The following is a 13,062-nucleotide window of genomic DNA, read 5'->3' as shown; positions in this document are numbered from 1 at the left end:
CATTAATGCGGCACCTTTCGGTGCTCAGCGATCGAGGTTCAACAGGAGGCGGCCGAGATGCACTCGCCCTACGAGAAGAATGCGATCTTCTCAGGCTGGGTCATGCGACGGATCGGCGCCAACGAGTCGTTGGCGGGTGCCTGCGGCCGCTGCAGAAGGCCGTTCGACAGCAGCGTCGATCCCAGCGACGGCTCGTAGGCAGGCTTGGGCATCGCGGACGCGCTGGTGCTGTGAGCCGCGGCGGCGGTCGGGCGGACCTGCTGGATCGGCGCAACGTCGGCCTTCGGGGCCGCTGCGGGAGATTGAGCTGCGACCGCAGCCGCCACGGCGGCCAGGGTCTCGATGGTGATCGCCTCCGGAAGCGGTGGCGATACGGGCACGCTGGGGACCGGCGCCGGGGCTGCAGGCGAGGCCATGCGCGGGGCCGCCGCGGGCGGGGCCGGCATCGGAGGGGAAGACATCGGCGGAGCCGACATCGTGGGCGCAGCGGGAGCCGGCGCCGCGCTGGCAACCGGGGCTTCTGCCGTGGTCAGCACGAGATCCGGCTCCGACGGCGCTGTCTCGCTGAAGCTCGCGACGATGTCGTCGTCGACCGAGGTCGGCTCCTCAATGTCGAAGCCGAGCGTCCTGGCCCGGCTGAACTCCTCATCGTCGATCGGATCGGGGGCACCCATCTCCGCCGCGACCAATTCCAGGATGGCTTCGTCGTGGGCTTCTGCGGCGACGGCGTCATCCAGGGCCGCCGCGGCGTGCTGCTCGATCTCGAGCAGGGCTTCGTCCACCGACGGCTCGGTCGCAGCTTCCGGGGGCTGCACCACCGCCGAAGCGGCGGTGTCGACCATCCTGGCCTCAACCGCTGCAGCCGCCATGATCACAGCATCAGCGCCGGAGGATGTCTCGACCGATTCGATCGCGGCCACTGCGGCAACGAGCGGAATGGTCATCTCAAGCCCGGCTTGGGCCGCCTCCATCTGTTCCGGCACGGGCTGCGGCTCCGGAGCCACCTGTGGCTCAGCCGAGACCGTCGCCGCCGCAGTCGGACCCGATGCGACATCGGGTGTCGGCGGGGCCGCAGCTTCGGTCGCCGGTTCGATCTCGTCAGCCGCGGGCGGAATGCTTGCTTTCTCCGCGTCGAACTCCTTCAGCCGCGTCTTGATGATCTCGAAGGCCGCAAGCAGCGCGACCTTGGGGTCGGCGCACGCAAGCTGGTCGCAGGCGGCCTCGATCGACGTGACCTGTGAATCGATCAGGTCGCAGATCCGCGAGTCCGCACCGATCTCGCGCCAGCGCCAGGAAATTTCCTTGATGATTCGGATGCCCTTGCGCACCGGCGCCAGGTTCTGCTCGAGGGCCATGCTGTCGACCGCAGTGGCGGCGGCGAGTGCGGCGTCTTCGACCGTGGCGCGGATCGCGGCCAGCGCTTCGGGCAGTGCCTTGCTGTCGGCCTGCTCGAACTCCTGCTGCTGCTGACGCTGTGAGGCCAGCGCATGCTCGATGCGGGCCACCGCGTCGAGCACCATGCTGGTGTCGGCATTGCGGTTGCGCTTGGCGTATTCGCCAAGGAACCAGCGGCCTCGGGACGTCTCCATGAAGGCGTCGCGGATCGCCTCGTAATCGGCCTCGTTCGGCTGAGCCGCACGGGCGGATATCGGCGAGAGGGCGAAGACTTCATCGACCATGGCAAACCTATCGCGCACATTGCTGCGCGTTGGCATAACGATCACCATGATATTGATCGAATCGCAATTGAATTGATGCCACTGTCCCGACAAATCTCCACCATATCGCCGGTATTGTCGCGCCGATTCGCGGACGGGTTGGGGCTGTTCTATGGCGCTGTGTTCGTGCTCTCGGGCACGCATCTGCCGTTCTTTCCCGTATGGCTACGGGCGATCGGGCTGGATGCCGCATGGATTGGCGTCATCGTTGCGGTTCCCGCCGTAACCCGCTTCACCGTCCTGCCGCTGATCACCGCGGTTGCCGAGCGCCGGCAGGCCCTGCGCGCCGCGATGCGGCTGACCACCTTCGCAACGGCATCGGGCTTTGTGGCTCTTGCCTTCCAGCGCGAACCCTGGCTGGTATTCCTGGTCTACGTGGCAACCTGCTGCCTCTGGACACCCGTTGTCCCGCTGACGGACGCTTATGCGCTCCGTGGCGTGATGAGCTATGGCCTGAACTACGGTCGCCTGCGGCTGTGGGGATCGGCCGCATTCATCGCCGGAACGCTGCTGTGCGGCGGGCTGGTCGACTTCGCGCCGTCGTCCGAGCTGATCTGGATCATCGTCTCGGTCGCGCTGTGCGGTGCGGCAAGCAGCCTGCTGCTGCAGGCGCTGCCGCCGCTGCCGCATGGCGCCGGCCTGGCCCGGGACGGGCGCAGTCTGCTGGGCAATCCGAGCTTCCTCTGCATCATCGCCGCTTCGGCGCTGATCCAGGCAAGCCATGCGGCCTACTACACGTTCTCCGCCATCGAGTGGAAGGCGCAGGGCTTCAGCGGGCTGACCATCGCTTGGCTCTGGACCATGGGCGTGCTGGCCGAGATCGTCGTGTTCGCCCTGTCGCCCCGGTTCACGCTGGCGCCCGCGAGCCTGGTCATGATCGGCGCGATGGCGGCCGTGCTGCGCTGGAGCCTCACGGCCCAGGAGCCCCATGCGGGTGGGCTCGCCGCGGTCCAGATCAGTCACGGCTTCACCTTCGGGCTGACCCTGGTTGGAACCATGGGGCTGTTGGTCCGCCAAGTGCCGGCGCAGCTGACGGCGCGCGGGCAGGGCTATTATGCGGCTGCGAGCGGCGTGGTCGGCTCGGCGGCATCGGCCCTCTCTGGGCCGGTCTATGCGGCCTATGGACCCGGTGTCTACTACGTGATGGCCGCGATGGCCGGAGCGGGCGGCGTCCTGATGTGGATCGCGCACCGAAGCCTGTCGTTTCAGCCCCACAACGCCTGATCGGGCGGATAGACCAGGCTGTCCTCGTAGTGCAGGCCGTGCTCGCAATCCTCGGCGAGCAGCAGCGGACCGTCCAGATCGACGAAACGGGCGAAAGGCGTCAGCAGCATGGCCGGTGCCATCGACAGCGATGTCGCCACCATGCAGCCGACCATGATGTCGAAGCCGAGAGCGCGCGCGGCTTCGGCCATGGCAAGCGCCTCGGTGAGTCCTCCGGTCTTGTCGAGCTTGATGTTGACGGCGTCATAGCGTCCGCGCAGCGCTTCGAGCGAGTTGCGGTCATGCACGCTCTCGTCGGCGCAGACGGTGAGCGGGCGCGCGATCTTTCCGAGCGCTTCGTCTTTCCCTGCGGGCAGCGGCTGCTCGACCAGCGTGACGTCGGCGGTGGCGCAGGCTGCGAGATTGGATTCCAAATTCGCTTCGGTCCAGGCCTCGTTGGCGTCGACGATCAGTTGTGACTGCGGCGCCGCCGCTCGCACGGCTGCAATCCGCGCAGGATCGCCGTCGCCGCCGAGCTTGATCTTGAGCAGCGGGCGATGCGCGGCCTTGGCCGCAGCTTTGGCCATCACATCGGGGCTCCCGAGCGAAATCGTGTAGGCCGTGACGCACGGTGCCGGTGCGCGACGTCCGAGCAGGTCCCAGATGCGCCGGCCGCTCCGCTTGGCTTCGAGGTCGAGCAGCGCGCAGTCGAGCGCATTGCGCGCCGCGCCCGGCGGCATCGCCGTCTGCAGGGCGGCGCGGTCGAGACCAGAGGCGACCGCATCGCGCATCCCGAGCAGGGCGCTCAGCGCCGCATCGGGCGTTTCGCCATAACGCGGATAGGGCACGCATTCGCCGCGGCCAACCATCGTCCCGTGTCGCAGCTCCGCGATCACTGTCACGGCTTCGGTCTTGGCGCCGCGGCTGATCGTGAAGCTGCCGGCGATCGGCCAGTGGCCGATCCGGGCGTCCAGTATTGGAAAACCGTTGGAAGTCATTTGAAAGTCTGGCGCTTTGTGAACCGGAATGAGGCGCTTGGGACTTGCGCGATCTGACCGACTATGGCTGTTGATAGTGGTCTCCGGCAAGGTGGTAGCGACGCGGTGGGATTTTTCTCGTCAAGGAGCGGACGTCCAAGGCTCCGAGGATGGCCGTCGTGAAGGGCGGCCCTGATTTGCAGCGCAGTGGCGATGGCAACGCGCTGTCGCTGCGCGCGACCGGCGCCTGGACTGCGTCCTTTGCGCCGTCGCTCGAACGGCTCGTCGCCGATGCCGAAAAACTCGCCGGCAAGAAGATCGATGTTTCGATCGACGTCTCCCAAGTCTCCAAGCTCGACACGTTCGGCGCCTGGCTGATCGAGCGGCTGCGCCGCAGCTTCACGACCGGAACCGTCGAGGTCCGGATCGATGGGCTCTCTGCGAACTACGCCAGCCTGGTCGACGAGGTTCGACGCGTCAGCACCGCGCCCAATGGCGACGCGACGATGGTGACCATCACCGGCATGCTCGGCCAGATCGGCCTCAGTGTCGCCGGCATCTTCGGCACGATCGCCGCGCTGATCGACATGCTCGGCGCCGTGATCGTCGCCAGCGGCCGGGTCCTCATTCATCCCCGCAGCTTCCGATTGACCTCGACCATCCATCATCTCGAGCAGGTGTGCTGGCGCGCGGTGCCGATCATCGTGCTGATCACCTTCCTGATCGGCTGCATCATCGCTCAGCAGGGCATCTTCCATTTCCGAAGGTTCGGCGCCGACATCTTCGTCGTCGACATGCTCGGCGTGCTGGTGCTGCGCGAGATCGGCGTGCTGCTGGTGGCGATCATGATCGCGGGCCGGTCGGGTAGCGCCTACACGGCCGAGCTCGGCTCGATGAAGATGCGCGAGGAGATCGACGCGCTGCGCACAATGGGCTTCGATCCGATCGAGGTCCTGATCCTGCCGCGCATGCTCGCGCTGGTGATCGCACTGCCGATCCTGGCCTTCCTCGGCGACATCGCCGCGCTCTATGGCGGTGGGCTGGTGGCCTGGTTCTATGGCGGCGTCGATCCCGAGGCCTTCCTGCTGCGCCTGCGCGATGCGATCTCGATCGATCATTTCAAGGTCGGGCTGCTCAAGGCGCCGGTGATGGCGGCGGTGATCGGGATCGTCGCCTGCGTCGAAGGACTGGCAGTGCAGGGCAGTGCCGAGTCGCTGGGGCGCCACACCACTTCGTCGGTGGTCAAGGGCATCTTCTTCGTCATCGTGATGGACGGCGTGTTCGCGATCTTCTTCGCCGCGGTCGGGATGTGAACTGAGATGATGCAGGAGGTCTCCGATCCGATCATCCGCGTGCGTGACGTCACCGTGCAATTCGGCAAGACGCGCGTGCTCGACGGACTCGACCTCGACGTCAAGCGCGGCGAGATCCTGGGCTTCGTCGGTCCATCCGGCGCCGGCAAGTCGGTGCTGACGCGCACCATCATTGGCCTCGTGCCGAAGCTGTCGGGCAACATCGAGGTGTTCGGCGTCGATCTCGACGCCGCCGATCGTGCCGGCCGCCGCGCCGTCGAGCGGCGCTGGGGCGTGCTGTTCCAGCAGGGCGCGTTGTTCTCCTCGCTCACCGTGCGGCAGAACATCCAGTTCCCGGTCCGGGAGTATCTCAAGGTCTCGCAGCGTCTGCTCGACGAGATCATGGTCGCAAAGCTGGTGATGGTCGGATTGCGGCCCGATGTTGCTGATCGTTTCCCGAGCGAGCTGTCGGGGGGCATGATCAAGCGCGTGGCGCTGGCACGCGCGCTCGCGCTCGATCCGGAGCTGGTGTTCCTCGATGAGCCGACCTCGGGGCTCGACCCGATCGGCGCCGGCGATTTCGACGAGCTCGTCCGGACCCTGCAGCGCACTTTGGGACTGACGGTTTTCATGGTAACCCATGATCTCGACAGCCTGTATACGGCGTGCGACCGCATCGCCGTGCTGGGCGACGGCAAGATTATCGCCGCGGGATCGATGGCCGACATGCAGGCCTCGGAACATCCGTGGCTCCGACAGTATTTCCACGGCAAGCGTGCCCGAGCCGTGATGGGGTAGCGCGACGCGCCCCAGGGACGATTTTTGTGAGCGGGAGTGGGGACTGCCGCGACAAAGTTGATGGGGTGGGTGCCGCTGTCCGGCGCCAACCGACAGTGCACGGAAGCGGGGGCCGGATGACCGCCGCGACGTGCCGGTACCGGAGTTGGTAATGGAAACGCGGGCGAATTACGTCCTGATCGGGTCGTTCACGCTGGCAGTGATTGCCGCGGCGATCGGGTTTGTCCTCTGGTTTCAGAGCCTGCACACGACCAAGCAGCGCAGCCCGCTGCGGGTCGTGTTCGAGGGGCCGGCCGCGGGTCTGCGCAACGGCGGCAGCGTCAACTTCAATGGTATCCGGGTCGGTGAGGTCATCTCGGTCAAGCTCGACAATCCGCGCCGCGTCGTCGCGCTGGCGATGGTCGAGAACAATGCGCCGATCCGCAAGGACACCCTGGTCGGGCTCGAGTTCCAGGGCCTGACCGGCGTCGCCGCGATCTCGCTGAAGGGCGGCGAGGAGGCTGCGCCGCCGCCGCCGCTCGACGAGGATGGCGTGCCGGTGCTGCGTGCCGATCCGACCCGGCTGCAGGACGTGACCGAAGCGATCCGAGCCACCTTGCAGAACATCAATAAGGTGGTCGCGGACAACCAGGACGCCGTGAAGAACTCGATCAAGAATCTCGAGGTGTTCACCCAGTCACTGGCCCGCAATTCCGAGCGCATCGATGGCGTCATGAGCCGTGTCGACGGCATCATGGGCAAGGCCGATACCCTGATGCTCGGTCTCAACACGCTGGCCGGCGGCAAGGATGGCGGCGAACTGTTCCTGACGGTGAAATCGATCCGGGAGCTCGCCGAGGATCTGGACAAGCGCTCCGGCGCGCTGATGGCCGATGGACGGCGCACGCTGTCCGACATCAGCCGCGCCGTGAACAATTTCGACCGCAATCCGACCCGGGTCCTGTTCGGGGCCAGCAACGCCAGCCCGAGCAACGCCCAGGCCTCGCAGCCCGCGCCGGCGGCGACGGGGCGGCGGTGACGCGAGCGAGTTGCGAATAGGGAAGTAGCGAATAGGGAAGTAGCGAATAGGGGCGCGCGGCAGCGGACTGCGCTCCATCGCTGTCGCTATCCACCGCTGCTGGCTGGCTACGGAGCACGTCGCACGCCGTTGTGCCGGCGATGCGGGGCCCGAACGGCCAAAGTCGAAAGCGCCTTCATTGCATCTCTAAACGCGAAGCGGAGGCCTCGTGGCCTCCGCTTGTTCTTCTTGTCGCAGCGCTGGTTCTACTGAACCCTTCGCTACTCGCTACTCGCTACTCGCTACTCTCCCATTCGCTCCCATCACGCCAGCCTTCCGGCGGCGTGGGCGAGCAAGGTGTAGACCAGCCCGGTCTCCGAGGTGAGCTGGGCACGCAGCGCCTGCGGATTGCGGTCGTCGCGTGCGACCTCGTCGAGCAGCCGCTCGAACTCGGTGATGTAGCGGTCCACCGTCTGCTTGAAGGTGCGGTCGGCGCGGTACTTGCGGGCGACCTCGTCGAACGCCTTCTGGCCGGCCGGGGTGTAGAGACGCTTGGAGAACGCCTTGGTCTCGCCGCGCTGGTAGCGGTCCCACATCTCGGCCGCGAGATTGCGGTCCATCAGCCGGGCGATGTCGAGCGACAGCGACTCCAGCGGATTGCCCGACTGCTGCGCCGGACCGCGGCCACGCGGCGGCTGGGGCTGGCCGGCGGTGCTGTTGTCGGCCCGGTTGAGCAGGTCGGACAGCCAGTTGTCGCTGCGCTGATCGGCGACCGGACCCATCGGCGGCGCCTCGACCCGGCGTGGCTGCGGCGGCGGGGCCGGCGGCTGCATGCCGAGATCCGGCGGCGGCAGGTTGGCGACGCTGGTCGCAGCCGGCTCGCGCAGGCGCATGTCCGGCCGGCCGCCGACGGCTGCGGCGACGATCGGCTCTTCCTGACGGATCACGGCCGCTGGCGCCGCGACCGCGGCGGGACGCGACGCGCTGACCACGTCGAGACCGCGGCCGTGATGCGCGACGATCCGGTTGAGTTCGGCCAGCGCCTCGATCTGGTCGACGATGACCTTGCGCATCTGCGCCGTGCTCTCGGCGGCCTCCTGCGGCATCTCCAGCACGCCGCGGCGCAGCTCGTTGCGCGTCGCCTCGAGCTCGCGATGCATCTCGGCGGTCATCTGCTTCATGCTCGACACCAGCGTGGCGAACTTCTCCGCCGACTGCTTGAACATCGCATCGGCTTCCTGCGTGCTCTGCTGGTAGATCTCCTGCATCTGCGACGTGGTGAGGCGGCGTTCCTCCTCCGCGTTGGCGCGGATGGCCTCGAACTGGCGGCTGAGCGCGGTCGAGCCGGCCCCCGCCGTTTCCGCCACGACCCGGGCGATGTCGCGGGCGCGCTCCTCGGCGGCCGCCAAGGACTCGTCGAGCAGGGTGGTGAAGCGCGTCAGACGCTGGTCGAGATCGGCGGTGCGCAGATCGATAGTGGTGACCAGCGATTCCAGCGTCGTCTTGCGATCCGAGATCGAGACGGTCGCATCGCGGTTGCTCTGCTCGACGATGGCCGCCGCCTCGATCAGCGCCTTGCCATGCGCGTCGAACTGGCCGGACAGCGAGTTGAGATCCTCCAGCGCCCGCGACGTCTTGGAGTTGAACACGTTGAGCTGGTCCTCGAGCGTCTGCGTCGCGGTGCCGTTGCGTGCGGTGACGTCGTTCATCGCGGTGACGAAGTCGGCCACCCGGGTGACCAGCGCCCGCTCCAGCGAGTTGAGGTTGTCGTGGGCGCCGGTCAGGACCTCCTGCAGCAGGATGTTGCCCTCGCGCAGACGTTCGAACAGGGCGACCGTATCGGTGCGCAGGATCTTGCTCGTCTCCTGCATCTCGGTGACCGCAGCCACCGAGACCTGGCGCGACTGCTCGATCGCCGCGCGCGAGGCCTGCTCCAGCTCCTTGAGCGACTTGGTGATCGCGGTGGTCGCGAGCTCTCCCGCCGAGGTGATGGTGCGGGCGACCTCGGAGCCGTTGCCATTGACGCTCTGGGCGAAGTTCTGGCCGCGGACCTCGATCGCCTTCAGCGCGTCGGTGGTGACGCGATCGATCTCGATCGTGAGCTGGTTGGTCTTCGAGTTGAGTGCCTCCACAAGGGTGCCGCGCTTGCCGTCGAGCATCTGCGACAGCCGCTCGCTCTGCTGCTGCACATAGGTGACGATCTCGTCGGTCTTGCCGGTCATGGCCGAGCCGAACGAGTTGCCGGCGGCGAGCACCGAGCGCTCGATCTCGGTCGAGGTCGACTTGACCCGCGTGGAGACCTCGTTGGAGGCGGCGACGAGCGCGCTCTGCGCATTGAGCGCGCTGCTCTGGATCGCATCGGTGGTGTTCGCCGCGACGGAATTGATGACGCGCTCGATCTCCGACGACATCGCCTTGAGCTGGCCCGCGGTGTCGGTGGAGGTGGCGGTCAGCAGGTTCTGTGCCTCGCGCGCGCCGCCGACGATCACCGCGACCGTCTCGGTCGTGGTCGTCGTCAGCACCGCCTGGGCTTCGCGTGCGCTGCCGACCAGGGTGGCCGCGGTGTCGGCCGACGTGGCGGTCAGCGACATCTGCGCCTGGCGCGCGCTGTTGAGGATCGAGGTCGCGGTATCGGCGCCGACGGACGACAGCGTCCGCTCGACGTCGACGGCCAGCGACTTGACGTGCTCGGTTGCTTCTGTCGAGGCGGTGACGAGCTTCGACTGGACGTCGCGGGCGCTGTCGACGATCGCTGCGGCCGTGCTGGTTCCGACCGCGGCGAGCGTGCGCTCGACGTCGGCCGCCAGCGACTTGACGTGATTGGCCGCTTCGGACGAAGCGCTGATCAGCGTGCTCTGCGCTTCCCGGGCGCCGCCGGTGATCGTTTCCGCGGTGGTCGTCCCCGCGATCGACAGCGAGCGCTGGACGTCGACAGTCAGCGCCTTGACCTGTTCGGCCGCTTCGCTCGATGCCGCGAGCAGGGCATGCTGGGCATCACGGGCGCCCGCCGTGATGGCTTCGGCGGTTTCCGTCCCGGCACTGGTCAGCGAGCGCTGCACGTCGGCTGCGAGTGACTTCACGTGCTCGGCCGCGTTGGAGGAGGCGGACACCAGCGTGTTCTGGACCTCGCGTGCACCGGCGAGGATCGAGGCTGCCGTGGCCGAGCCGGCGGCCGTCAGCGCCTGCTCGACGTCGACGGCGAGCGACTTGACGTGGTTGGCGGCATCGGAGGAGGCGGACACCAGCGTGTTCTGGGCCTCGCGCGCACCGGCGAGGATCGAGGCTGCGGTGGTCGAGCCTGCCGCCGTGAGCGTGCGCTCGACGTCGGCCGACAGCGACTTGATCTGGTCGGCGGTCTCGCCGGAGGCCGCGACCAGCGTGGCCTGGGCCTCGCGCGCACTGGTCAGGACGGCCTCGGCCGCGCTGCTGCCTGCGTTCGACAGGGCACGCTCGACCTCGGCGGAGGTGTTCTTCAACTGCGATCCGACGTCGGTCGAGACGTTGAGCAGCGCCTGCTGTGCCGAGCGGGCCCCGGTCTGGATGGTCTCGCTGGTGTTGACCACGAGGTTGGTCAGCGCCCGCTCCGCATCTTCCACATGCGACTTGATGCTGGCGGACAGCAGCTCGGCGCGGGTCATCAGTTCGTCGCTCGCCTGGCGGCCGCTGCTCTCGATGCGGCCGGCCACGGCCTCGACGCGCGAGCCGAGCAGGTCCTCGAACTGCGACACGCGATGGTCGATGTCCTTGGCGATCGAGCCGACGCGGGTCTCGATGCCCTGATGGATGTCCTGGAAGCGCGCGGTGACGGCTTCGGTCAGCTCGTAGCTGCGGCCGTCGATGATGTTCGACAGGCTGTGGATGCGCTGATCGATCGCTTCGAGCGCCTTGTCGGTGCCGTCAGTCAGCGAGGAGGTCAGTATGTTGAGGCGGGAATCGATCGACTGGATCGCCTGCGCCGAGCCATCGGTCAGCGAGGAGGTCAGCACGGTCAGCCGCGAGTCGATCGCGTGCAGCACCTGGGCAGCGCCGTCGGTCAGCGAGTTGGACAGAGTGCCGAGGCGGCCTTCGATCGTCGAGGTGACCGAGGTCGCGCGGTTGTCGAAGTTCTCCTCGAGCGACTTGAGGCGGCCCTCGACGCTGTCGTCGAAGGTCTTGATCTTCGCATCGAGCGAGGTGTCGAGGGTGGTGATGCGGGCCTGCAGATTGGTCTCGAACTGGTTCAGCCGCTGATCCAGCGTCGCCGTGATCTCACCGCTGTTGGACGACAGCCGCGTATCGAACGTATCGACATAGGACTTGAGATTGTCGGAGATTTCCTGGGTCCGCTGGCCCATGCGCTCGACGATCTCGCCGCCATAGGTCTTCACCGTGCGGTCGAACTCGGTGATGTGCCGGGTGATCAGCGCGCCCAGCGTCGAGCTGTCGCGTGCGAAGCGCTCGGCGAGCTCGGTGCCCTGGTTCTTCACCAGCTCGTCGAAGGCGCTGATCTGGATCGACAGCGTGTCGTGCGTGCTCTCGGTCTGGCTGACGACCTTGGCGACCAGCGAATTGACGGTCGCATCGAGCGACTCGCTCGCCTTCTCGCCTGACGTGACGATGTGGCCGGACATGCGCTGGCTCGCCTCGTCGATCTTGGTGACAAGATCGCCGCTGCGCAGCTCGAGCTCCAGCAGGAGGGACTCGCCGGACGCCTTGAGCTGGTCGTGAACCTGCTCGGTTCGCACCGAGATGCCGTCGACGATGGCCGCCGTGCGCTGCTCGAACTCGCTGGTGATGCGGTCGATGCGCTCGTTGAGCATCTCGTGGACTCGGTCCGACAGGTCGGCGAACTCGTCGTGGACGTGGCCGGTCTTGAAATTGAGGCTGGTGGTGAGCCGCTCCGAGGCGTCGAGCACGGCGCGGGTGGTCTCGGCGCTGGCCTCTTCGAGCCGGTCGAGCAGATCGCCGCCGCGCTCGCCGAGCGCGAGGATCATGTTGTCGCCGGCGTTGCCGAGCGCGGCCGTGATGTGGGCGCCGCGCTCTTCCAGCGCGCCGGTGATGCTCTTGGCGACCTCGTCGACCCGCGAGGCGATCGCGTCCGAGATCAGCGCGATGTCGTGGCGAAGGTCGATCTGGACGCCCGAGATGGCGCTCCGGACCTGCTCAGCCTGGCCCACGAGGTTGTCGCGCTGATGGGCGATGTCCTGGAGAAGGGCGCGGATGCGGACCTCGTTGTCGCTGTAGGCGCGCTCGAGCGCCGCAACCTCGTTGGCGACCAGCATCTCGAGCTCGCCGGCACGCGCGATCGCGCGCTCGACGCCGTCGCCCATCGCCGCGACCTCGCGGCGGATGGCCTGGCCGACGGTCACGATGGAATCGCTGACGGCGCCTTCCGGCTCGGAGAATCGGATCGCGACCTGCGCCATCGACTGCGCGATCATGCGCAGCTCCTGGCCGCGCCAAGCGAGGCTCGCGAGGAAATAAAACAGCAGAACCGGGGCAAAGAACACTGCGGCGAGGCCTGCCATGACCAGCACGCCGCCGCTCTGGCCGATCAGGGTCTGCAAAGCGGGCAGGAAGCCGATGGTCAGCAGGACGCAGCCGACGATCCAGATGCCTGCAAAGGCGGTTGCCAGCGTGTAGACGCCGCGTGACGGGCGGCCCTTTTGGATCGCCTGCAGCAATTGGCCGATGGTCTCGCGGTCGTCGTTGGCCGGGCGGCGCGCGGCGAGCGGCGGCGGCTCGATCTCGTCAAGGCTGCTGCGGTCGATGCCCGGACGCGAGTCGAACGAATCCAGACTGGACACGCCGTTCGGCATGACGGGCGGAGCCCCGTCGGCGTGGACCGAGCTCTGCGAGTCCGTGGGCGCGGACGAATCGCTGATGTTCAAAGCCTCCTGAATGGCGGACAGCGCAACTTCAGTCGGGTCTTTGACCTTTTTCGGAGTGTTCGCCATGTTGAGTCCGAGCCCTCGTCTTAATTTCGATCCGGCGAGCCGCGTACGAGTGCCCTCTCGCAACGCTCGAACCGGACGTCATCCCTCGCAGGCACCAGGGGTGGCAAATTCCGCCAGGTGACCCACTCCATCCGGGCATCA

General features: G+C 67.3%; 7 protein-coding genes. 4 read left to right on the top strand and 3 right to left on the bottom strand.

Annotated elements, in window-relative coordinates:
* Window positions 1-68: 68 nt before the first annotated feature.
* Window positions 69-1,679 (bottom strand): hypothetical protein, encoded by a 1,611-nt coding sequence (locus QX094_RS01475; protein WP_315828165.1) that lies wholly within the window; start codon window positions 1,677-1,679, stop codon window positions 69-71.
* A gap of 75 nt (window positions 1,680-1,754) precedes the next feature.
* Between QX094_RS01475 and QX094_RS01470 the strand changes: the two genes are divergently transcribed.
* Window positions 1,755-2,942: an MFS transporter gene (locus tag QX094_RS01470; protein WP_316187539.1), complete on the top strand. Its 1,188-nt coding sequence runs from the start codon at window positions 1,755-1,757 to the stop codon at window positions 2,940-2,942.
* On the opposite strand, the gene dgcA is transcribed toward QX094_RS01470, so the two are convergent.
* Entirely contained in the window at window positions 2,924-3,919 is a 996-nt protein-coding gene (dgcA, locus tag QX094_RS01465) for an N-acetyl-D-Glu racemase DgcA (protein ID WP_316187538.1), read from the bottom strand. The genes QX094_RS01470 and dgcA overlap by 19 nt on opposite strands.
* Window positions 3,920-4,077: 158 nt before the next feature.
* Here dgcA and QX094_RS01460 point away from each other — a divergent pair, with 158 nt between their 5' ends.
* From QX094_RS01460 to QX094_RS01450, 3 genes are all read left to right on the top strand, one after another.
* A complete protein-coding gene (locus QX094_RS01460; protein WP_316188189.1) occupies window positions 4,078-5,211 on the top strand; it encodes an ABC transporter permease in 1,134 nt (377 codons plus the stop codon).
* 6 nt (window positions 5,212-5,217) lie between these two features.
* A complete protein-coding gene (locus tag QX094_RS01455) occupies window positions 5,218-5,988 on the top strand; it encodes an ABC transporter ATP-binding protein (RefSeq protein ID WP_316184688.1) in 771 nt (256 codons plus the stop codon).
* Window positions 5,989-6,139: 151 nt separating this feature from the next.
* Window positions 6,140-7,006, top strand: a complete 867-nt coding sequence (locus QX094_RS01450) for an MlaD family protein (protein ID WP_316187537.1) — start codon at window positions 6,140-6,142, stop codon at window positions 7,004-7,006.
* A 302-nt stretch (window positions 7,007-7,308) separates the two neighbouring features.
* Here QX094_RS01450 and QX094_RS01445 read toward each other — a convergent pair whose 3' ends face one another.
* Window positions 7,309-12,921 carry a methyl-accepting chemotaxis protein gene (locus tag QX094_RS01445; protein WP_316187536.1) on the bottom strand — a complete coding sequence of 1,871 codons (5,613 nt, stop codon included), beginning with the start codon at window positions 12,919-12,921 and terminating at the stop codon, window positions 7,309-7,311.
* Window positions 12,922-13,062 lie beyond the last annotated feature (141 nt).

This window comes from Bradyrhizobium sp. SZCCHNS1050 (genome assembly GCF_032484785.1).
GTDB lineage: Bacteria > Pseudomonadota > Alphaproteobacteria > Rhizobiales > Xanthobacteraceae > Bradyrhizobium.
This window is presented reverse-complemented; position numbering and strand designations above follow the sequence as displayed.

Bases quoted from the DNA above. Each gene is read 5' to 3' on its own strand.
- QX094_RS01475 (WP_315828165.1), bottom strand. From the start codon at position 1,679: ATGGTCGATGAAGTCTTCGCCCTCTCGCCGATATCCGCCCGTGCGGCT.
- QX094_RS01470 (WP_316187539.1), top strand. From the start codon at position 1,755: ATGCCACTGTCCCGACAAATCTCCACCATATCGCCGGTATTGTCGCGC.
- dgcA (WP_316187538.1), bottom strand. From the start codon at position 3,919: ATGACTTCCAACGGTTTTCCAATACTGGACGCCCGGATCGGCCACTGG.
- QX094_RS01455 (WP_316184688.1), top strand. From the start codon at position 5,218: ATGATGCAGGAGGTCTCCGATCCGATCATCCGCGTGCGTGACGTCACC.
- QX094_RS01450 (WP_316187537.1), top strand. From the start codon at position 6,140: ATGGAAACGCGGGCGAATTACGTCCTGATCGGGTCGTTCACGCTGGCA.
- QX094_RS01445 (WP_316187536.1), bottom strand. From the start codon at position 12,921: ATGGCGAACACTCCGAAAAAGGTCAAAGACCCGACTGAAGTTGCGCTG.